This is a genomic window from Streptomyces sp. NPDC005492, assembly GCF_040605995.1.
GTDB lineage: Bacteria > Actinomycetota > Actinomycetes > Streptomycetales > Streptomycetaceae > Streptomyces.
The window spans coordinates 63,235-84,122 of sequence record NZ_JBEXDX010000017.1; the positions used below are offsets into that span (position 1 = coordinate 63,235).

The following is a 20,888-nucleotide window of genomic DNA, read 5'->3' on the forward strand; positions in this document are numbered from 1 at the left end:
GACTTCCCTATTTCCCCATCCGCAGCCCGTCCTTCGCCGCGCCCCGGCTGAGCACCACCTCGCGGATCCGGTCGCGGTCCCCGGTCAGTTCGGCGCCCTGGGTGATCGCCCGGTTCAGGTCGACGACCCGGCCCGCGTCGATGTCGAACAGTTGGGGAACGAACTCCGCCCTGGCCACCTCCCAGCGACCTCCGGGCCGGGTGGGCGGTACGAAGGTGAAGCGGCCGAGGGTGCTCTGGTTGCCGCCGAGGTCCTGGGTGCCGGCGTTGTCGTACATCTCGCCGGTGATCTGGTCGCCGAGCCCGTAGACCACCCAGGTGCCGTTGACCTTCTCGTACGCCTGCGGGGTGTGGCCGGCGGTGCCGAGGATCAGGTCGACGTCGGGACGTCCGCGGGTGTGGGCGGCGGTGAGTTCCCTGGCCAGGGCCACCTGCCGCGGGTCTGGTCTGTCCAGGTCCGGTGTGCCCCAGCGCAGGGACACCACGACCACGTCGGCGCCGGCGCGCCGGGCGGCCCGGGCGTCGGCGAGGATCCGGGCGGGGTCGGCGAGGTTCACCGCCCAGGGGTCGCCCTGCGGGAGCGGGACACCGCTCGTGTCGGCGGTGTAGGCGAGATGGGCGACCTTCGCCGGACCGGCGCGCAGCAGGGTGACCGCGCGCGCCTCGGCTTCCGTGCGCGCCGTTCCCGTGTGCCGTACGCCCGCCCGGTCGAGGGTGTCGAGGGTGCGCTGGATGCCGGGGGCGCCCTCGTCCAGGCTGTGGTCGGACACGGTGGAGCAACTGTCGTAGCCGGTCGCGGCGAGGCCCTGGGCCTCCTCGGGCGGGGAGTCCAAGGCCGGGGAGCCGGTGTGGTCGCCGAACACGGTCTCGATGTGACACAGCGCCAAGTCGGCCCGGGACACGACGGGTTGAGCACCGGCGAGCATCGGCCGGAAGTCGTAGCCGGTGCCGCCGGCGTCGAATCGGGCGCGGTCCAGGACGGCACTGTGCGGGATGATGTCGCCGGCGGCGACGAGGGTGAAGCCGCGGGCGGAGGGTGGCGCCGGACGGCCGGACGCCTTCGAGTCGTGGTGTTGGGCCTGGCAGGCGGCGGCCGCGGTGAGAATGCTCGCCAGGGCGATGGCCACCTGGCGTCTGCGTGCGATCATCGATTCACCCCACTGAGGTCATATTTACTCACCAATAGGTATGAACTTCACCGGCCCCGCAAACGACTTCCGGTTCCTGATGACCCGTCCGGTGTCGGCGTACGCGGTGACAGCGGGTGACGCGGACCGTTCGTCGCACCGTTCGTCGACGCGATCGACCGTCCGCCGCAGCTCCCTGCGCGCGCCCTGTCCCCCGGGCGGCCCGCCGCGATGCCATACGGCCATGACGGCCGGACCCACGCTCACCAACGGAACGACCGCCGAGCACGAGCTCGCCGCACTTCAGCGCGAGCACGGCAGGCCGCTCTTCGCGCTGCTGCTCCGGCTCTGCGACGGCGACCGCCAGCGCGCCGAGGACCTGCTCCAGGAGACCCTCGTACGGGCCTGGCAGCACCCCGAGGCGCTGCGCGCCGACGACTTCGAGTCCGTACGGCCCTGGCTGGTGACGGTGGCACGGCGGCTCGCCATCGACGCGCGCCGGGCCCGGCAGGCGCGACCGCCCGAGGTCGGGGACGCGGTGCTGGAGAACGCGCGGGTGTGTGCCGATCACGCGGAACGGTCGGCGGCGACGCTCGATGTGCGGGAGGCTGTGAAGACACTCACTCCGGAGCACCGGGAAGTCCTGGTGCTCGTGTACTTCCAGGGGGCGAGTGTGGCGGAGGCCGCGGCGGCCCTCGGAATCCCGCCCGGTACGGTGAAGTCCCGCGCGTACTACGCGTTGCGCGCCCTGCGCCGGGTGCTTCCGGGTTATGCGGCCGACCTGCGGTGAAACCGACTGATTAGTCAAACCTCCGTAAAGCGCCTTGCTGAGGACCCTGGTTGAGTAATCGGCTGTCCTCATCCGTGTTCCGGACTGGGGGGCTCGGGGTTCCTCACGGAGCCCCGGGCCGGGCGACGCGCACGCACCGGAGGAAGGCAGGAAGGGATGCTGCACAGAGGTCAAGAGAGCACGGAGGGCACCGGTGGCGGTGAACTCACCGTCCCCATGGCGTGGTTGTACGCCGAGTACATCGCCGACGAGTTGTTGCGGACCGGCGACCTGATGCCGCCGACGTCCTTCGAGTTCCGCGCGGGACGGGACGCGTTGGCGCTGACCATCTTCCTTTCCGACACGGACGGCGAACTGTCCGGTATCCGGGTGGTCACCCAGTTGGAGACCTGGCTTTCGCTCACGGCGTACGACCAGCCGTGGCAGGACTGGGTCCAGGAACGTATGTCCAAGTTGACGGCCGAGGCGGTCGCATCCCGCGCCGACGCACCGGATCTGGTGCTGGCGGAGGCGGCCTGGCGCTGGCTGGAGGAGACCGAGCTGCTCGCGCCCGATCTGGACGCGGTGCCGGGAGGCGGTCCGGTGACCGGTGAGGACGACGGGCCGAAGGTCTGGACGCCCGCCTGGCAACTGGGTCTGCCGCTCGGTCATCTCGCCATTCATCTTTTTTGAAATGAGGACCAATCCATGGGCCCGACCGCTCCGAATCAGTTGATGGCGATTCTGTGTGCGCCTTGAGTGATTCGGCTGGCTGGTGCGTACCGATGGGAGCAAGGAGTAACCCCACCCGCACCTAACGGCACGAGGATTCGGCATGAGGTCCCTGGAAAGGCATCGCGACGTCGGCGCGTACGCGCTCGGCGTGCTGGACGAGGCGGAGGCCTTCCGCTTCGAGGATCACCTCATGGAGTGCACTAGCTGCGCGGCTCATGTGACCGAATTCGGTCCCGCCTCACGGCAGTTGATGCTGTACCGGCGGGCGACGCCGCGCTCAGTGCACCCCATGGCACAACCCGGGCCGCGGCTGCTGGACCGGTTGCTCGGCGAGGTGACCGCGCGTCATCGGGCCGGACGGCGGCGTTTTCTGTACGCCGTGGCCGCGTCGGTGGTGTTCGCCGTGGGCGGCCCCGCGGTCGCCTCCCTCGCCGGCCAGGGTGACGGGGCCGTGTCCCTCACCGCGACCGACGCGAAGTCGGGCGTGTGGGCGCAGGTCACGACCGCGGACGAGGGATACGGCAGTGATGTGTCCCTGAAGATCAAGGACGGTGCCGGACCCCGCTCGTGTCATCTCGTGGTCGTCGGTCGCGACGGTTCCGAGCAGACCGTGACCAGTTGGAACGTGCCCGCGCACGACGCGACGATGATCACGATGCAGGGTGGCGCGGCGATGCACCCCGACGAGATCGACCACTACGACGTGCGGACGGCGGACGGCACGCGGTTGGTGCGGCTCACCGCGCACTGAAGTCCCCTCACGCGGACGCCAGTTGGCGCAGGGCCCGCTCGGACGGGCTGCCCGGGTCCGCGGTGATGAAGACGACCTGCTGGTCGTCGTCCGGGACGGTGAGCACATCGCAGTTCACCCGCAGCGGCCCCGCCTCCGGGTGGATCAGGGTCTTGGTGCGATGGCCGGGCGCATGCACCGGGCCGGTGTCCCAGATCTGGGTGAACTCCTCGCTGCCGGCGCGCAGTTCGGCCAGCAGCCGGGCGAGTGCCGGGTCGTGCGGGTAGCGGTCGGCGGAGCGGCGCAGCCGGGCGACCAGGATGTGGGCGAACTCCTCGGCGCCCGAACTCTCCATGGGGCCGCCCAGGAACCTGCGGCGGGCCAGGTTCGGCCGCGCGCCGTAGTCCGGGCCGAATACGGCCGAGGCCGACGAGTTCGCGGCGATGACGTCGCAGAGGGCGTCGGTGACGATGGCCGCCGTGTCCGGCATGCGGCCCAGCAGGGCCGTCACATGCGGGCGGACCGTGCGCACCGGGGCGGCGAGCGGGGTCGCCTCGGTCCCGGCCAGTCGGAACAGGTGGCTGCGCTCGGCCGCGGTGAGCCGGAACACTCCGGTGAGGGCGTCCAGGATGCGGGGCGACGGGCGCGGGCCACGGGCCTGTTCCAGCCGGGCGTAGTAGTCCACGGACATGTGGGCCAGTTCGGCGACTTCCTCCCGACGCAGCCCGAGGGTCCGCCGGGACGGTTCACCGGGCAACCCCACATCGGCGGGCACCAGTCGCTCCCTGCGCCCGCGCAGAAATCGGGCCAGTTCCTGTCTGCCGGTCACGGTGGCTCCCTCCGGCTGCCAGGGATCGGCTGTCCCTGGTTCGGCGGCCTCGGCTGCGGAATCGTCGTCCCCATGAACGATTCCACAGCACTGGTCACCGGCGCCAACAAGGGCATCGGCAAGGAGATCGCCCGCCTGCTCGTCGCCGAGGGCTTCACCGTCTACGTCGGCTCACGCGACGCGGACCGGGGAGAGCGGGCGGTCGGGGAACTGGGCGGCGCCGCACGTCTGTTGACCCTGGACGTCACGGACGCCGACAGCATCGCGGCGGCGGCACGACAGGTCACCGCCCTGGACGTCCTGGTCAACAACGCGGGCATCATGGCCGGCGGCAGCCCGGCACCCGAGGCGGATCTCGACGACCTCCGCCGCACCTACGAGACGAACGTCTTCGGCGTCCTCGCGGTCACCAACGCCTTCCTCCCGGCCCTGCGCCGCTCACCCCGCCCCCGCATCGTGAACATCTCCAGCGGAACCGCCTCCCTGACCCGAAGCGCCGCTGCGGACGGCGAGTACGCCCGGTACGCCGGGGCGGGCGCCGCCTACCGCTCCTCCAAGTCGGCCCTCAACGCCCTGACCCTCTTCTACGCCCAGTCCCTCGCCCCCGAGGGCTTCAAGGTGAACGCCCTCGCCCCCGGCCTGCGCAGAACCGACCTCAACGAACGAGCGGCCACGAGCGACGGCGACCCGGCGGAGGCGGCCCGGGGTGCGGTCGCCCTGGCGCTGCTGCCGGAGGACGGTCCTACGGGGCGGTTCGTGTCGTGGGACGGGGCGGGGGTGCCGTGGTGAGTGAAGCCGTGGGGCAGGCTTTGCCGATGGACGATAGGCAACCAGCTCAGCACGCCCGGTCCGTACTGCTGCGCGACCTGTGGCACCACGCCATCGACGGCTGGTCCACCCCCGGCGCGCTCGCTCAGCTTCCGGCGGCCCAGAGACTTATCGCCGCTGGGGCAGACCGCGACGACCTGGGCCGCCTGCTCCGGGCCGTCGCGTACGAGGCGGTCTTCGCGACACTCGAACTCATGGACGAGGGTGGCCCCGCGAACGCGTCGGACCTGGACGGTGGCTGGACGGTCGCGGAGACGGCCGAGGACGGGTCCCTGACCGGACGGGTTCTCTACGCACTGCACGAGGACCTGCTGACGGCGGACCCCGGCGGGCGTGACGGAGCCGACCTCTGGCTGTGAGGCGCCCGGCTACTTGAGGAGTTTCGACATCCGCCGGTCCGCCAGTGGCTTGCCGCCCGTCTGGCAGGTGGGGCAGTACTGGAGGGAGGAGTCACTGAAGGAGACCTCGCGGATGGTGTCGCCGCAGACCGGGCAGGGCTGGCCGGTGCGGCCGTGGACGCGCAGGCCGCTCTTCTTCTCCGCCTTCAGGCGGCCGGCGGCCACGCCCCGGGAGCGCTCGACGGCCTCGGTGAGGGTGGTGCGCAGGGCGGTGTAGAGGGTGTGTGTCTCGGCCGGGGTCAGGGACGACGCCAGTTTGAAGGGGGACATCTTCGCCGCGTGCAGGATCTCGTCGCTGTACGCGTTGCCCACCCCGGCGATCAGGGTCTGGTCGCGCAGGGCGCCCTTGAGCTGCCGGCGTTCGTCCTGGAGGAGTTCGGCGAAGCGCGGTTCGGTGAAGTCGTCGGCCAGGGGGTCGGGGCCGAGCCGGGCGACGCCCGGGACCGACTGCGGATCGGCCACGACGTACACCGCGAGGCGCTTCTGCGTGCCCGCCTCCGTCAGGTCGAAGCCCTCACCGGTCTCCAGGGCCACGCGCAGCGCGAGCGGACCCTTGCCGGGGCGGGGCGGCCCGTCCGGCAGGCGGTCCTTCCAGTGCAGCCAGCCCGCGCGGGCCAGATGGGTCACGAAGTGCGGGCCGCCGTCCGTCTCGACGTCCAGGAACTTGCCGTTCCGGTGCACGGCCACCACCTCGTGTCCCTCCAGCGCGGTGAGCGGAGGGTCGTACGTCTTCAGGACGCTGATGGCGACGGGCAGCACCCGTACGATCTCGTGGCCGACGAGGTGTTCGGTCAGGAAGTCCTTCAGCGCTTCGACCTCGGGAAGTTCCGGCATAGGTCCAGGGTGCCATCACCGGACCGCCCGGTCAGTTCCGCTCCGGCACCAGGAACTCGCACCACACGCACTTGCCGCCGCCGCGCGCCTCCACTCCCCACACGTCCGTGAGCAGGTCGACCAGGAGCAGACCGCGTCCGGAGACTCCGTCCTCCCCCGCCTCCCGGCGGCGGGGGAGAGCGCTGGAGGAGTCCTCGACTTCTACGCGCAGGCGGCGGTCGGAGCCGGTGAGAACCCTGAGCGTGACGATCGCCGAGCCCTCGGTGTGCATCAGCGCGTTGGTGATCAGTTCGTCGGCGACCAGTTCGACCTCGTCGGAGCGCTCACCAGCGCCCCAGGCGCGGAGCGCCGCGCGGACCATGTGCCGTGCCTCGGTGAGGGCCGCGGCGTCGCCGGAGCCCACGTGCAGCCGGAGCCGTCCGCCGGAGCGCGGGGTGTCGAGTCCGCGCCGGCGCAGCAGGAGCAGCGCCACGTCATCCTCGCCGCCGCGCTCCTCGGCCACGTCGATGAGCAGGTCCGCGAGGTCGCGTACATCGTCGGGGCCGGAGGCGACGAGGGCCATGAGGGTGTGCAGACCGTCGTCGAGGTCGGCGCCGGGCTGTTCGACGAGGCCGTCGGTGCACAGCACCAGGGTCTGGCCGGGGTCGAGTTCGATGGTGGAGACGGGGTATTCGAGCCGCCCGAACTCCGCGGACAGACCGAGCGGCAGCCCGCCCACGACGGACATCCGCCGGCAGGTCCCGTCCACCTGCCGTACCAGCGGGTCGATATGGCCGGCCCGGACCACCTGGACCACTCCGGTGGACAGGTCGGCCTCGGCGTAGAGGCAGGTCGCGAAGCGGTCGGTGTCGAGCTCGTGAAGGAAGACGGAGGCGCGCGCCATCACGGTCGCCGGGGTGTGCCCCTCGGCGGCGTACGCCTTGAGGACGATCCGCAACTGCCCCATGACGGCGGCGGCGTGGGTGTCGTGGCCCTGGACGTCACCGATGACCGCGCCGACCCGGCCGCCGGGCAGCGGGATCAGGTCGTACCAGTCGCCGCCGATATCCCGGCCGAGCTTGGCGGAGCGGTAGCGGACCGCGACGTCGGCGCCCGGCACGCTGGGGATGGCACGCGGCAGCATGGCCTGCTGGAGGCCCTGGGCGAGGTCCTTCTCCTGCTCGTAGAACATGGCGCGCTGCAGGCTCTGCGCGATGCTGCTGCCCAGCGCGACGAGCACGTTGCGCTCGTCCGTGGAGAAGCCGCGCCGGTCGCTGTAGAGCAGGCCCATCGCGCCGATCGGCCGGGCCTGCGCGATCAGCGGCAGATAGGCCGCCGCGGTGATGTTCAGGTCGGTGATGTTCGGCCAGAGGATCGGGTAGCGCTCGGCGAACTCCTCGGGCGACTCGATGAAGGCCGGGCTGAGGGTCCGTACGACTTCCCCCATCGGGTACGGCTCGTCGATCCGGGTGACCTCGGTGCCGGGTACGAAGCTGCCCTCGGGTCCTTCGGCGACCAGGCGGATCCGGCCGGCCTCGACCAGCCCCATGACCAGGCTGGTCGCGCCGAGGTGGACGAGTCCGTGGGTGTCCTTGAGGACGTCGATGACGTCCTGGACGGTACGGGCGTGCGCGAGGGCGGCGGTGGTGAGCTGGACGACGTTGGTCTGGTCGCGCCGGGCCGCGTCCTGGGCGGCCTGTTCACGGCGGGCGGCGCTGTCGGCGAGTTCCTGGGTGGCGTCGCGGACGATGCCGATGATCCGGCGCGGACGGCCCGTCTCGTCGCGGCGGATGTACCCCTGGGTGTGGGTCCAGCGCAGGGTGCCGTCGCGCAGCCGCATACGGAAGTAGGCGCCGTAGTTCTCGCTGCCGTCCTTCAGTGCCTGGGAGACGAGGCCGTCGAGCCGGGAGCCCTCCGGCTGCGGTACCCGGATCGCCAGGCTCTCGGGGCGTCCGTCGTATTCGTCGGGGCGCAGGTCGAAGACCTCGTGGGCCTGGGCGTCCATGTGGAACAGGCCGTTGTCCAGGTCCCAGTCGAAACTGCCCATGCGGTTGAGCGCCAGGATCGGGTCCGGGTGGGCGGGCCAGTCGTCCGGGAGTGACAGGGCGCTCGCTCCCCGATCAACCATGCGGCCCACCTTGCCAGGATTTGCCTGATTCTTCGACTTCTCTGACCACTTCGGGCACTCGGCGTGCGGTCAGTCGGCGAAGACATTCGTGGGGCTGTCGAAGATGCTGCTGGTGGTGTCGTCGGGGATCAGTCCGCCGCCGTCGGGCAGGTCGGGGGTCTCCGGGACGGTCGGCGGGCCGATCTCGTCGGCGGAGCCGGTGTCCTGGTCCTGGGAGGGCCAGGGTGCGGTGGGTGGCTCGGTGCTGGGGGCGGACCCGCGCGGTGTGGGGGTAGTGCCGGGCGGCCTGGCCGTGACGGTCGCGGTGAGACAGTCCGAGGCGCCCGGGGTCTCGGCGACCGCGGGGTTGGCACAGTCGAAGGGCGACGGGGCCGCGCTCGCACTGCCGCTCGGCGCCGGACTCGTACCGTCGGATCCGGGCGGGACGGTGCCGGACGCGCTCTCGTGGGGCGGCCGCAGAGACGGGTGGGACGGCCTCGGAGCAGGTGTCGGCGAGACCAGCACCGGCGCCGGTACCGGCACGACATGGTCGTCGTGGGTTCCGCGATGACCGAGGGGCCGTTCGATCCAGGTGTGGTGGACGATGTCGATGATCGTGACGTTGGTGATCACCTGGGGAGCCGGGGTCACCACGACCACCTCGGCGGGCCGGAACCCGGACCACGGCCGCCCGCTGGTGGTGGAGCCGGCGCCCGCCACGCCCGCCTTGAGCGGGTTGCCGCAGGCGCAGCGGACCCGGGGCACGCCCCGGTCGTCGACGAGGACGGCGGTGCCGGCCTGGAGGACCGACTGGAAGCCGGTGACCTGTTCGCCCCGGAAGCCGTGGTTGGTGACCTGGGTGTCGGCGCGCAGCACGACGGAGGTCAGCCCGCGCAGATACGCCGGGATCGCGGCCTGGGAGATGCCCTCGGCGCCCGCGAAGGCGTGGGCCTTGGCCCGGTCGGCGGTGAGGTCGGCGATCTGCCGCTCGACGTCACAACTGCCGGTCCGCGCGGTCCCGCCGTACAGGCCGGGCGTGGCACCGGAGACGGCTCGCATGCGGCCGGTGGACGGGGAAGTGGTCCCCGCGGGTGTCGCCCGCGGTGTTCGGGTGACCCGTGGCATGGGGCTCGCGGTGGAACCCGTGAAGGGTTCGGGGCCCTGTGCCGCCGCGGGCTGCAGGAAGACCTCGCCGCTCGACTTCGTGTCCTTGCCGCCGACGCCGCCGCAGCCGGCGACGAGGAGCGTCGCCGAGAGCGCGCAGGCCGTGGCGATGGTTCCGGTGGAATTACGCACCGTGTTCTCCCGCCTCAAGCCGGGTGATTCGCCACTATTGTCTGCTTCACTCACTTGGGTTACGCAACCGGAGGCAAGGAATACGGAGAGTGATGTTCCGCTGATGGGCGACGATGGAGACAGGAGCGCACGGTCGTGGGATGGTTCACCGCACCCGACTACTGGCTGAGCCGGCTGGTCTTCCAGCGGGCCCTGGCCGGTGTCTATCTGTTCGCGTTCCTCACGGCGGCCCGGCAGTTCCGCGCGCTGATCGGCGAGCGCGGCATGCTGCCGGTCCCCCGGTTCGTCGAGCTGATCCCGTTCGGGCGGGCGCCGAGCGTCTTCCAACTCCACTACACCGACCGCTTCTTCGCGGCCTGCTCGTGGACGGGCTGCGCGGTGTCGGTGGCCCTGGCCGCCGGGCTCGACTCTCAACTCCCACTCTGGGGTGGGATGTTGCTGTGGCTGGTGCCCTGGGCGCTGTATCTGTCGATCGTCAACGTCGGTCAGACCTGGTACGCGTTCGGCTGGGAGTCCCTGCTGCTGGAGGTCGGCTTCCTGGCCGTGTTCCTCGGCAACGACGAGGTGGCCCCGCCGGTCGTGGTGCTGTTCCTGCTGCGCTGGATCCTGTTCCGGGTCGAGTTCGGCGCGGGTCTGATCAAGCTGCGCGGCGACGCCTGCTGGCGGAAGCTGACCTGCCTGGACTTCCACCACGAGACACAGCCGATGCCGGGCCCGCTGAGCTGGTTCTTCCACCATCTCCCCCGGCCCCTGCACCGGGTCGAGGTCGCGGCCAACCACGTCACCCAACTCGTCGTGCCCGTCCTGCTGTTCACCCCGCAGCCGATCGCGTCGGCCGCCGCGTCCCTGATGATCGTCACCCAGTTGTGGCTGGTCCTGTCCGGCAACTTCTCCTGGCTGAACTGGATCACCATCGTGCTCGCCCTGTCCGCGCTCAGGCTCCCTCACACACCGCCGTCGGTATCCGGGCCGCCCGCCTGGTACGAGGCCTTGGTCCTCGCCGTTGCCGCTGTGCTGCTGTGGCTCAGCCGCCGCCCCGCCCTCAACATGATCTCCCGGCGCCAGATCATGAACCGCTCCTTCGACCCGCTCCATCTGGTCAACACCTACGGCGCGTTCGGCACCGTCGGCCGGATCCGCCACGAGGTGGTGGTCGAGGGCACGACCGACACCGTGCCCCGCGCGGAATCCGACTGGCGGGAGTACGAGTTCAGGGGCAAGCCGGGCGATCCGCGCCACTGGCCACGCCAGTTCGCGCCGTATCACCTCCGGCTGGACTGGATGATGTGGTTCGCGGCGCTCTCCCCCGGCTACGCCGACCCGTGGTTCGGCGCCCTGGTGGAGCGGCTCCTGGAGAACGACAGGGACACGCTACGACTCCTGCGCCACTCCCCGTTCCCGCCCGGCGAACCGCCGCGCTTCGTCCGGGCGCGCCTCTTCCGCTACCGCTACACGACCTGGCGGGAGTTGCGGGAGACGGGCGCGTGCTGGGAGCGGACGTTCGTGCGGGAGTACCTGCCGCCCACACGGTTGGCGGACAGGGCTCAGAGGCCGTAGACGCGGGCTGCGGTGCCCTCGAAGACCTCGGCGCGTTCGGCCGCACTGACACCTGCTGTCAACTCACCCGCCGTGTCCGCGACTTGGGCGTACGTCGCCGCCAGGGTGCACACCGGCCAGTCCGAGCCGAACATCAGCCGATGCGGCCCGAAGGCGTCGAGCACGGTGTCGGTGTAGGGGCGCAGGTCCGTCGTGCGCCAGGTCTTCCAGTCGGCCTCGGTGACCAGGCCCGACATCTTGCCGTACGTGTTGGGGAGTGCGGCGAGGGAGCGCAGGGGCGTTGCCCAGGGTTCGAGCTGTCCCGAGGCGATGGGCGGCTTTCCCAAGTGGTCGAGGACGAAGGACAGTTGGGGAAGGGAAGCGGCCACCTCGACACAGACGGGGAGTTGGTGCGGCAGGACGAGCAGGTCGTAGACGAGTCCCGCGTCGGCCACCGCTCCCAGGCCCCGGAGCACGTCCGGGCGCAGCAGCCAGTTCGGGTCGGGCTCGCCCTGCACCTGGTGGCGGATGCCCTTCAGGTGGCGGCCGCCCGGGAGTTCGCGCAGGCGGGCCAGTTCGTCGGCGATGTCCGGGCGGGTGAGGTCGGTCCAGCCGACGACTCCGGCGACGATGTCGTGCGCGTCGGCGAGGGCGAGGAACTCCGGGGTCTCCTCGGCGACGGTGATCGTCTGGACGAGGACGGTCCGGTCGACTCCGGCGGCCCGGGCCTCGGGTTCGAGCTCGGTCACGGTGAAGTCGCGGCGGAGCGGCTGGAGTTCGGGTCCGGTGATCCAGTCCTGGTCACGGACCGAGAGGTCCCAGACGTGGTGGTGGGCGTCGACGGTCACGGCAGCTCCCATACGACGGGCAGGCCCGCGTCGGTGCCCTCGCTGGAGTAGTCGTGGACCACGTCCAGGAGTTGGGTCATCCGCGCCTGCCAGGCGACGTTCACCGGGAGCTGGTCCAGCTCGGCGAGCAGGCGGGCGTAGTCCTCGCAGTCCAGGACGTGGAACAGGTCGGTGCCGCTGCGCCAGATGGTCCAGGAGGTGGCGCCGGCGGCGCGGATCGCGGCGGTGAGTTCCTTGGGGACCTCGCGGTGGGCGCTCTCGTACGCGTCGATGCGGTCGGCGCGCACCTTGGTGTGCAGGGCCACTCTCATGACGGCTCCTCCGGCGGTTTCTCGGTGGGGACGGGGGCGTCGGCCGGCAGGAGGCCCGTGTCCCGCAGCTCCTGCCAGAACGCGCCCGGTACAGGGGCCGCGAACTGCTCGGCGCAGTCCCGTACTTCGGCCTCCGAGCGGGCGCCGACGAGGACGCTCGCCACGGCCGGGTGGGCGGCGCAGAAAGCCAGGGCGGCGGCCCGCAGGGTCGTGCCGTGGCGCTCGGCCAGGGCCTTCATACGCAGGGCGCGGTCCAGCAACTCGGCCGGTGCCTGGGCGTAGTTGTACGTCGCGTCCGGCTTCGGGTCCGCCAGCAGGCCGGAGTTGAAGGCGCCGCCGACGACCACCGACCGGCCGCGCGCCACGGCGGACGGGAGCAGCTCGGTGAGGGCGCTCTGGTCGAGCAGGGTGTAGCGGCCGGCGCAGAGCACTACGTCCACGTCAGTGTCCTGGACGAACCGGGTGAGCATCCCTGCCTGGTTCATCCCGGCGCCGATCGCGCCGACGACTCCCTCCGCACGCAGCTTTTCCAGGGCCGGATAGCCCTCGCGGAAGGCCTGTTCGGCGTGGTCGTCGGGGTCGTGGAGGTAGACGATGTCGACGCGGTCGAGACCGAGCCGTTCCAGGCCGGCGTCCAGGGTGCGACGGATCCCGTCGGCGCTGAAGTCCCAGACGCGGTGGTGGGCGGCGGGTACGGCGAAGCCGTTGTCGAGGTCGTCTCCGGTCACGGCCGCCACGGGCTCCAGGCGGCGGCCGACCTTCGTCGAGATGGCGTAGGACGAGCGTGGGTGCTCGCGCAGGGCGGCTCCGAGGCGGCGTTCGGAGAGGCCGAGGCCGTAGTGGGGTGCGGTGTCGAAGTACCGGATGCCCTGCTGCCAGGCGGTGTTGACGGCCCGGTGTGCCTGGTCCTCGCTCACCTCGGTGTACAGGTTGGCGATCGCGGCGCCTCCGAAGGCCAGTGCGCTGACCTCTACGCCGCTGCCGCCGAGGGTGCTCACTGGCCCACCGGCCTCAGACGCAGGCCCTGCATACCGCCGTCCACGGCGAGCGCGGTACCGGTGGTGGCGCCGGACAGCGGGCTCGCCAAGTAGGCGATGGCACCCGCGACTTCGGCAGCCGACACGAGCCGGCCGGAGGGCTGGCGGGCGGCGAGGGCGGCGCGTTCGGCGGCCGGGTCGGGCGCCGCGTCGAGGAGGCGGCCGACCCAAGGGGTGTCCGCCGTACCGGGGTTGACGCAGTTGACGCGGACGCCCTCGCGGAGGTGGTCGGCGGCCATGGCGAGGGTGAGGGAGTACACGGCGCCCTTGGTGGCGCTGTAGAGCGCGCGTTGGGGAAGTCCGGCGGTGGCGGCGATGGAGCAGGTGTTGACGATCGCCGCGTGGGCGGACTCGCGCAGGTGCGGGAGCGCGGCGCGGGCGGCGCGGACCATGCCGATGACGTTGACGTCCAGGACGCGGTGCCACTCCTCGTCGTCGTTGTCCTCGACGGTGCCCTGGGCGCCGATGCCCGCGTTGTTGACCAGGATGTCGAGTCCGCCGAGGTCGGCGACGGCGGACGCCACGGCCTGCCGTACGGACGCGTCGTCGGTGACGTCGGCGCGGTAGCCGAGCAGCCGCTTCTCGACGCCGCCGGGATCGAGGTCGAGGACGGCGACCTGGGCACCGCGCTCGGCGAGGAGTTCGGCGGTGGCCCGGCCGATGCCGGAGGCGCCGCCGGTGACCAGGGCCTTGAGGCCCTCGAAGTCGGTCATGCCGCGTGTCCCTTCTGGCGGTCGAGGTCGGCGGCCCAGAAGGTGCCGCCGGGGAAGGTGTACCGGGCGATGGACTCGGGCCGCATGGTGGCCGAGAAACCGGGCGTGGTGGGTGCCATGTAGTGACCCTCGCGGATCACCACCGGATCGAGGAAGTGGTCGTGCAGATGATCGACGTACTCGATCACGCGGTCGTCGGTGGAGCCGGAGACGGCGAGGTAGTCGAACATCGAGAGGTGCTGGACGAGTTCGCACAGTCCGACACCGCCCGCGTGCGGGCAGACGGGTACCCCGAACTTGGCGGCGAGCAGCAGGATCGCGAGGTTCTCATTGACCCCGCCCACGCGGGCCGCGTCTATCTGGAGGATGTCGAGGGCGCCTGCCTGGAGCAACTGCTTGAACACGATGCGATTCTGGACGTGTTCGCCGGTGGCGACCCTGACCGGGGCGACGGCCGCCCGGATCGTGGCGTGGCCGAGGACGTCGTCGGGGCTGGTGGGTTCCTCGATCCAGTACGGGTCGAACTCGGCGAGGGCCTTGGTCCAGCGGATCGCCTCCTCCACGTCCCAGCGCTGGTTGGCGTCGATCGCCATCCGGATTTCGGGACCGACCACCGAACGGGCCACCCGGCAGCGGCGGATGTCGTCGTCGAGGTCGGCGCCGACCTTCAGCTTGATCTGCCGGAAGCCGTCGGTGACGGCCTGGGCGGCGAGCCGGGTGAGCTTCTCGTCGTCGTAGCCGAGCCAGCCGGCGGAGGTGGTGTAGGCGGGGAAGCCGCGCTTCGCCAGGACGTCCCTACGGCCCTCGGCGCCCGCCCGGCCGCGCCGCAGGATCTCCAGGGCCTCGTCCGGGGTCAGCGCGTCGGTGATGTAGCGGAAGTCGATCTGGCTGACGAGCCATTCAGGGTCGGCGTCGGCGAGCAACTGCCACAGGGGCTTGCCGGCGCGCTTGGCGGTGAGGTCCCAGGCCGCGTTCATCACGGCGCCGATCGCCATGTGCATCACGCCCTTCTCGGGCCCCAGCCAACGGAGTTGGCTGTCGCCGATCAGCTCGCGGTTCAACGACCCGGGATCCGCGCACAGTTCGTCGACCGACCGGCCGATCACATGGTGCCGCAGCGCGTCGATCGCGGCGACCTGGACATCATTGCCCCGCCCGATGGTGAAGGAGAACCCGTGCCCCTCGTGCCCGTCGGCAGCGTCGGTGCGCAGCACGACGTACGCGGCCGAGTAGTCGGGGTCCGGGTTCATCGCGTCGGAGCCGTCCAGCTCGCGCGAGGTGGGGAAACGGATGTCGTAGGTGTCGACCGCGGTGACACGTGCGGGCGGGCCGGGGGTCGGGGACACGGAAGGCCTTTCGGTCGGGTACAGGGATCCGGTGGCGTACGGTGCCGGGCGGGTCAGTCCTGGGCGCGGCCGGTGGTGACGCGGGCGATCATGAGGGCGACCAGGATGATCCCGCCGTAGATGGCCTGGATCCAGAAGGACGGCACCTGGGCGAGGGTGAGCAGGTTCTGTACGACGCCCAGGAGGAGTACGCCGGTCAGGGCGCCGAACATGGTGCCCTTGCCGCCGTCGAGGCTGATGCCGCCGATGACCGCGGCCGCCATCACGGTGAAGATCATGTTGTTGCCCTGGTTGGCGCTGATCGCGCCGACATAGCCGGTCTGCATGATCCCGCCCACCGAGGCGAGGACGCCGGCGACGACGGACACCCCGAGCAGCATCCGGTCGACGCGGATACCCGCCGCGCGGGCCGCCTCCTGGTTGCCGCCGATCGCGTACAGGGCGCGGCCGACGCGGTGGTACTTCAGCACGAACCCGGCGACCGCGAAGCAGACGGCGGCCAGCCACACCGACATCGGGACGCTCAGGAAGGTGCTGGTGGCCAGGGTGAAGAAGGAGTCGGGCATCCCGAACAGGGTCTTGCCCTTGGTGGCGCCGACCAGCAGCCCGCGCAGCACGATCAGCATGGCGAGGGTCACGATGAAGGCGTTGAGCTTGAACTTCACCACAAGGATGCCGTTGAAGGCGCCGATGATCCCGCCCACGACGAGGATCGCGACCAGGGCGAGCGGCGCGGACCATTCCATGCCCCAGCCGGACTCCGCGGACGGCAGGACCAGCAGTGCGCCGATGGCGGGCGCGATGCCGACCACCGACTCCAGCGAGAGGTCGATCTTGCCGGTGATCAGGATCAGCGACTCGGCGAGCACCACCATCGCGAGCGCGGCGGAGGCGCCGAGGATGGAGATCAGGTTCCGCTCGGTGAAGAACGAGTCGTTGACGATCGCACCGAGGATCAGCAGCACCAACAGGGCTGGTACGAGGGCGAGTTCACGGGCCCGGCGGAGCAGGACCGTGCGCGCCGAGCGGGCGGCCGCGGTGTGGGGGGCCGCGAGCGGCGGGGCCGCCTTGGTGTCAGCCATGGTCCACTCCTTCGATGGAGGCGATCAGCTCGTGGTCGCGCCAGCCCGCCGGGTGCTCGGCGACGACACGGCCGTGGAAGAGGACGAGGACGCGGTCGCAGCGCCGCAGGTCGTCGAGTTCGTCGGAGACGACGAGCACGGCGGTGCCGTCGTCGCGGGCGCTGTCCATGCGGGCGAGCAGTGACTCCTTGGACTTCACGTCGACGCCCGCGGTGGGGTTGATGAGGACCAGCAGCCTCGGATCGGAGGCCAGCGCGCGGGCCATGACGACCTTCTGCGCGTTGCCGCCCGACAGATCGGAGACGGGCTGTTCGGGGCCCTCGGTGTGGATGTCGAGGCGGTCGATCAGCTCGGTGGCGAACACGCGCTTGCGGTCGGTGCCGACGAAGCCGAAGCGGCCGAGCCGGTCAAGCACCGTCATGGTGGCGTTGTCGCCGATGGACATGCCGAAGACCAGCCCCTGCCCGTGCCGGTCGCGCGGCACACAGCCGACACCGGCCTTGAGCGCGGCCTGCACATCCCCGAACGGCAGTCGCTCGCCGTCGAGTCGGGCGGTCCCTCCGGTCGGCGTGTACAGCCCGGTGAAGGACTCGGCCAGCTCGATCTTGCCGCTGCCGCTGGATCCGGCGAGTCCGACGACCTCGCCGCGACGGACGGTGAGGTCGACGTTCTCGTACGACTCCGAGGTGAGCCCACGCGCATCGAGGAGGACGGGTGCGGCGTCGTCCAACTCCCGGAGCTCCACCTCAAGTTCGGCGATCGACTCGCCCGCCATCGCCTCCACCAGGGCGCGGCGCGGGAGGTCGGCGACCGGTGCGGTGGTGATCCAGCGGGCGTCGCGCAGCACCGTGACGGTCTGGCACACCTCGTACACCTCCTGGAGGTGGTGCGAGATGAACAGGAAGGTGACGCCGGACTCCTGGAGTGCCCGCATGCGGGTGAAGAGCCGCTCGATCTCCCGGTTGTCGAGCTGGGCGGTCGGTTCGTCGAGGACGATGAACCGGGCGCCGAAGCTCAACGCCCGTGCGATCTCCACCATTTGGCGGTCCTCGACCTTGAGGTCGGCGGTGCGCGCCTCGGGGTCGACACGCACGTCCCAGGTGCCGAGGAGTTCGGCGGCCTCGGCCCGCAGCCGGCGCCAACTGATGACACCGCCGCGGGAGGTCGGCTGACGGTTGATGAAGAGGTTCTCGGCGACCGTCAACTCGGGGACCACGGTGGGCTTCTGGTAGACGCAGGCCACCTTGGCGCGCCAGGCGTCGCGGTCGGTGAGCGGGGGCGCGGACTCGCCGTCGAAGCGGACCGTGCCCTCGTCGGGGGCCTGGAGTCCGGTGAGGACGGTGACGAGGGTGGACTTGCCGGCGCCGTTGCGGCCGACGAGGGCGTGGGACTCGCCGGGCAGCACGGTGAGTTGGCCGTCGGCGAGGGCGACGGTGGGGCCGTACCGCTTGACGATTCCCGTCGCCTCCACCAGCGGAGTGGTCAGTGGGCTGCTCATTTGACCGTGTTGCCCCAGAGCTTGGAGTCGTCGACGTTGTCCTTGGTGACCAGGGGTGCGGGCAGTTGGTCCTCAAGGATGCCGCTGGGCAGCTTGACGATGGTGGAGTCGTGGTCGGTGGGGCCGGGCTTGAAGGTCTTCCCCTGCATCGCGGCCTTGATGTAGTACATGCCGTACTTGGCGTAGGCGTCGGCGGGTTGGGAGACGGTCGCGTCGATCTCGCCCTTGCGGATCGCGTCGAACTCCTGCGGGATGCCGTCGTTCGAGACGATCGTGATGTGGCCGGCCTGGCCCGCCGTCTTCAACATGCCCTTGGACTTCAGGGTCTGGAGCGTGGGCGCGAGGTAGACGCCGCCCGCCTGCATGTAGATGCCCTTGATGTCGGGGTTGGCGTTGAGGAGCGTGTCGAGCTTCGAGGCGGCCGTGTCGGACTCCCACTTGGCGGGGATCTCCAGGACCTTCAGCTTCGGGTACTTCTTCTTGACGCAGGCCCTGAACGCCTCCGAGCGGTCACGGCCGTTGACGGACGCCAGGTCACCCATGATCTGCACGACCTTGCCGCTGGTGATGTGTGCGCCGAGGTAGTCGCAGGCCTTCTCGCCGTACGCGACGTTGTCGGCGCGGACGACCATCGCGACCTTGCCCTTGTCGGGCGCCACGTCGACGGCGACGACCGGCACACCCTTGCGCTCGGCCTGGTCGAGGCCGGCTTCGATGGCCGCGCTGTCGAGCGGGGCGACGACCAGGCCCTTGACGCCCTGGTTCAGCTCGTTGTTGATGTCGGTGATCTGCTGCGAGGGGTCGCTGTTGGAGTTGACCGTCTTCAGCGCGTCGACGCCTTCGGACTTCGCCATCTTCGGCACATAGTCGTTGTACGACTGCCAGAACGGCGAGGTCAGCAGGGGCAGGATCACCCCCACCTTGCCGGTACCACTGCCACCGTCGGCGCTGCTCGCGCCGGTGTCCTTGGTGCTGCCGCATGCCGTGAGCGCGAGGGTGCCGCACGCGGCCGCCGCCGTCGCACGCACCGCCCACGCGGTCAGTCGCCTGCCTTGCCGTCCGTTCCGCACTGTGCTGCCGGCCATCTGTCGGGCTCCTCATCGAGCGTGATCGAGCAGTTGCCGGAATATTTATCAGACCACTTCGGGGCTACAACACCCTCAGGAGCCAAATTTTCGCGGTTTCGAGCCGTAGTGGTCGGACCACATCTGTGAATAGACTGCGCGGACCGGCGACAGGAGGAGTGGCGTGGACGAGACCCTGCCGAGCGAGACGGAACCGGAGGCCGCCGCGCCGAAGGGCACGGTGACGCAGCGCGCCATCGACCGGATCAAGGCGCTGATCGGCGAGGGCCGCCTGGAGCCGGGCCAGCGGCTGCCCACCGAGCGCGATCTCGCGGCCCAACTGGGCATCTCCCGCAGCTCGATGCGCGAGGCGATCCGCGCGCTCACGGTGCTGGGCGTGCTGGAAGCGCGGCACGGTTCGGGGATCTACGTCACGCAGCTGGAGGCCGGCGACCTGCTGGAGACCTTCGGTGTCGTCGCCGATCTGTCCCGCGGCCCGCGCCTGGTGGAACTCCTCGAAGTCCGCCGCATCCTGGAGTCGACGGCGACGGCGCTGGCGGCAGCACGGATCACGCCGGACCAACTGGCCGAGGTCGAGAAACACTTGACCGCGATGAACGCGACGGACGACCCCGAGGAGATCCTCGCCCACGACCTCGCCTTCCACCGCGAGATCGCGGCCGCCGCCGGCAACGAGACGATGGCCGCGATCCTGGAGGGCCTCTCGTCCCGGACCTTCCGCGCCCGGGTCTGGCGCGGCTACCAGGAGGAAGGCGCCTTCACCCGCACCCGCCGCGAACACGCCGCCATCCACCGCGCGTTGGTCGCCCACGACCCGGAGGCGGCACGCGCGGCGGCGGCCTCACACGTGGGCGAGGTCGAGGAGTGGCTGCGGGCGCAACTCGGGGCGTAGGCACGGAGGTTCCGGCCTTCCCGGGGTCGGGCGAGTGATCCTTACGATCTCGTTGAAGGAGGCTCTGGCGGCGGACCCGGCGCGTACCGCGGTGCTGGAGGCGGCCGGCGTGGTGCGGCGGGACGGCGACAAGGTGATGGCCGCCCCCGTGTTGCAACTCGGTCCCGCCTCCTCCAACGCGGCGTCCGCCCGGCTCCGTTCGATGCGACAGGCGGTCGCCGCCGCCGGCGGCGAGGCCGTGACGGGGTGGGACGCGCAGAGCGACGAGGTGCTGCTCGATCAGGGCCGCGCCTCCGCGGGCACCGGGCACGCGCTCGCCACCCGCCTCGTGCCCTCCCTGCCGGGACTCGCCGACCGGCTCGCCACCGCGGGCAGCCGGGTTCTGGACATCGGCACCGGTACCGGGGCACTCGCCCTCGCGCTGGCCCAGGACCTTCCGCACGTCCACGTGACCGGGATCGACAGGCTGGAGCGGGTGATCCGGCTGGCCCGGCAGGAACTGGAGAATGCGGCCCCCGGAGCCGCCGACCGAGTCGAGGTGCGGCATCAGGACGCCGTCGAGCTGCGCGAGCGGAATCTCTACGATCTGATCTGGCTGCCCGCGCCGTTCCTCTCCGAGGATGTGTTGAACGCCTGCCTCCCGCATGTGGCGACCGCCCTCACCGACGGGGGATGGCTGGTGGCCGGCACCAACCCGGCACCGCACGAGCCGCTGCTCGCGGCCGTCGCCGACTGGACCGCGGCGCGCAACGGCGGCAGCACGCTGACCTCGCCCCGGATGAGCCAGGCGCTGGGCGACCTCGGATTCCAGGACCTGCGCCAGATCCCCACGGTGCCCGGCGGCCCGGTCCTCGTGGCCGGCCGCCGCCCCGTCCGCGCCGCGTCCGCGTCGTAACCCGCATCCGTCCG

The 20,888-nt window shown here is 71.0% G+C and carries 21 protein-coding genes; 8 read left to right on the forward strand and 13 right to left on the reverse strand.

The window, feature by feature from the left end:
- Positions 1-7: 7 nt before the first annotated feature.
- Complete coding sequence (locus tag ABZT04_RS23245; protein WP_356058849.1) at positions 8-1,147, reverse strand: CapA family protein; 1,140 nt, start codon at positions 1,145-1,147, stop codon at positions 8-10.
- A 223-nt stretch (positions 1,148-1,370) separates the two neighbouring features.
- On the opposite strand from ABZT04_RS23245, the gene ABZT04_RS23250 reads away from it, so the two are divergent.
- The 3 genes from ABZT04_RS23250 to ABZT04_RS23260 all read left to right on the forward strand — a co-directional run bounded on the left by ABZT04_RS23250 (position 1,371) and on the right by ABZT04_RS23260 (position 3,381).
- A complete protein-coding gene (locus ABZT04_RS23250) occupies positions 1,371-1,916 on the forward strand; it encodes a sigma-70 family RNA polymerase sigma factor (RefSeq protein WP_356058850.1) in 546 nt (181 codons plus the stop codon).
- 156 nt (positions 1,917-2,072) lie between these two features.
- Positions 2,073-2,588 carry a hypothetical protein gene (locus ABZT04_RS23255; protein ID WP_356058852.1) on the forward strand — a complete coding sequence of 172 codons (516 nt, stop codon included), beginning with the start codon at positions 2,073-2,075 and terminating at the stop codon, positions 2,586-2,588.
- A gap of 142 nt (positions 2,589-2,730) precedes the next feature.
- Positions 2,731-3,381 carry a zf-HC2 domain-containing protein gene (locus ABZT04_RS23260; protein WP_356058853.1) on the forward strand — a complete coding sequence of 217 codons (651 nt, stop codon included), beginning with the start codon at positions 2,731-2,733 and terminating at the stop codon, positions 3,379-3,381.
- A 7-nt stretch (positions 3,382-3,388) separates the two neighbouring features.
- On the opposite strand, the gene ABZT04_RS23265 is transcribed toward ABZT04_RS23260, so the two are convergent.
- A complete protein-coding gene (locus tag ABZT04_RS23265; RefSeq protein WP_356058854.1) occupies positions 3,389-4,189 on the reverse strand; it encodes a helix-turn-helix transcriptional regulator in 801 nt (266 codons plus the stop codon).
- 72 nt (positions 4,190-4,261) lie between these two features.
- Here ABZT04_RS23265 and ABZT04_RS23270 point away from each other — a divergent pair, with 72 nt between their 5' ends.
- A complete protein-coding gene (locus ABZT04_RS23270) occupies positions 4,262-4,978 on the forward strand; it encodes an SDR family NAD(P)-dependent oxidoreductase (RefSeq protein WP_356058856.1) in 717 nt (238 codons plus the stop codon).
- A gap of 26 nt (positions 4,979-5,004) precedes the next feature.
- Complete coding sequence (locus ABZT04_RS23275; RefSeq protein WP_356058857.1) at positions 5,005-5,376, forward strand: hypothetical protein; 372 nt, start codon at positions 5,005-5,007, stop codon at positions 5,374-5,376.
- Positions 5,377-5,385: 9 nt separating this feature from the next.
- Here ABZT04_RS23275 and ABZT04_RS23280 read toward each other — a convergent pair whose 3' ends face one another.
- The 3 genes from ABZT04_RS23280 to ABZT04_RS23290 form a co-directional block, all read right to left on the reverse strand.
- Complete coding sequence (locus tag ABZT04_RS23280; RefSeq protein WP_356058859.1) at positions 5,386-6,249, reverse strand: DNA-formamidopyrimidine glycosylase family protein; 864 nt, start codon at positions 6,247-6,249, stop codon at positions 5,386-5,388.
- Positions 6,250-6,280: 31 nt separating this feature from the next.
- A complete protein-coding gene (locus ABZT04_RS23285; protein WP_356058860.1) occupies positions 6,281-8,356 on the reverse strand; it encodes a SpoIIE family protein phosphatase in 2,076 nt (691 codons plus the stop codon).
- Between the two features lie 69 nt (positions 8,357-8,425).
- Positions 8,426-9,631, reverse strand: coding sequence for a DUF6777 domain-containing protein (locus ABZT04_RS23290; protein WP_356058861.1), 1,206 nt, complete (start codon positions 9,629-9,631; stop codon positions 8,426-8,428).
- 135 nt (positions 9,632-9,766) lie between these two features.
- Here ABZT04_RS23290 and ABZT04_RS23295 point away from each other — a divergent pair, with 135 nt between their 5' ends.
- A complete protein-coding gene (locus ABZT04_RS23295) occupies positions 9,767-11,188 on the forward strand; it encodes a lipase maturation factor family protein (protein ID WP_356058863.1) in 1,422 nt (473 codons plus the stop codon).
- Here the strand turns inward: ABZT04_RS23295 and ABZT04_RS23300 are convergent.
- The 8 genes from ABZT04_RS23300 to ABZT04_RS23335 are packed head-to-tail and all read right to left on the reverse strand — an operon-like array spanning position 11,176 to position 19,087.
- On the reverse strand, positions 11,176-12,015 hold the full coding sequence (locus ABZT04_RS23300; protein WP_356058864.1) for an amidohydrolase family protein: 840 nt from the start codon (positions 12,013-12,015) through the stop codon (positions 11,176-11,178). The two genes, ABZT04_RS23295 and ABZT04_RS23300, sit on opposite strands and share 13 nt — an antisense overlap.
- Positions 12,012-12,326, reverse strand: coding sequence for an L-rhamnose mutarotase (locus tag ABZT04_RS23305; protein WP_356058865.1), 315 nt, complete (start codon positions 12,324-12,326; stop codon positions 12,012-12,014). The genes ABZT04_RS23300 and ABZT04_RS23305 overlap by 4 nt, the downstream gene beginning before the upstream one ends.
- Complete coding sequence (locus ABZT04_RS23310) at positions 12,323-13,324, reverse strand: aldo/keto reductase (RefSeq protein ID WP_356058867.1); 1,002 nt, start codon at positions 13,322-13,324, stop codon at positions 12,323-12,325. Before ABZT04_RS23310 ends, ABZT04_RS23305 begins: the two co-directional genes overlap by 4 nt.
- Positions 13,321-14,076 carry an SDR family oxidoreductase gene (locus ABZT04_RS23315; RefSeq protein ID WP_356058868.1) on the reverse strand — a complete coding sequence of 252 codons (756 nt, stop codon included), beginning with the start codon at positions 14,074-14,076 and terminating at the stop codon, positions 13,321-13,323. Before ABZT04_RS23315 ends, ABZT04_RS23310 begins: the two co-directional genes overlap by 4 nt.
- Entirely contained in the window at positions 14,073-15,422 is a 1,350-nt protein-coding gene (locus ABZT04_RS23320) for an L-fuconate dehydratase (RefSeq protein ID WP_356058869.1), read from the reverse strand. The genes ABZT04_RS23315 and ABZT04_RS23320 overlap by 4 nt, the downstream gene beginning before the upstream one ends.
- Before the next feature lie 53 nt (positions 15,423-15,475).
- Positions 15,476-16,504: an ABC transporter permease gene (locus tag ABZT04_RS23325; RefSeq protein ID WP_356058871.1), complete on the reverse strand. Its 1,029-nt coding sequence runs from the start codon at positions 16,502-16,504 to the stop codon at positions 15,476-15,478.
- A complete protein-coding gene (locus ABZT04_RS23330) occupies positions 16,497-18,002 on the reverse strand; it encodes a sugar ABC transporter ATP-binding protein (protein WP_356058872.1) in 1,506 nt (501 codons plus the stop codon). The genes ABZT04_RS23325 and ABZT04_RS23330 overlap by 8 nt, the downstream gene beginning before the upstream one ends.
- Entirely contained in the window at positions 17,999-19,087 is a 1,089-nt protein-coding gene (locus ABZT04_RS23335) for a sugar ABC transporter substrate-binding protein (RefSeq protein ID WP_356058874.1), read from the reverse strand. Before ABZT04_RS23335 ends, ABZT04_RS23330 begins: the two co-directional genes overlap by 4 nt.
- A gap of 163 nt (positions 19,088-19,250) precedes the next feature.
- Here ABZT04_RS23335 and ABZT04_RS23340 point away from each other — a divergent pair, with 163 nt between their 5' ends.
- Both ABZT04_RS23340 and ABZT04_RS23345 read left to right on the forward strand, forming a co-directional pair.
- Positions 19,251-19,979, forward strand: coding sequence for a FadR/GntR family transcriptional regulator (locus tag ABZT04_RS23340; RefSeq protein WP_356058875.1), 729 nt, complete (start codon positions 19,251-19,253; stop codon positions 19,977-19,979).
- Between the two features lie 52 nt (positions 19,980-20,031).
- Positions 20,032-20,874, forward strand: a complete 843-nt coding sequence (locus ABZT04_RS23345) for a methyltransferase domain-containing protein (protein WP_356058876.1) — start codon at positions 20,032-20,034, stop codon at positions 20,872-20,874.
- The last annotated feature ends 14 nt before the right edge of the window (positions 20,875-20,888 follow it).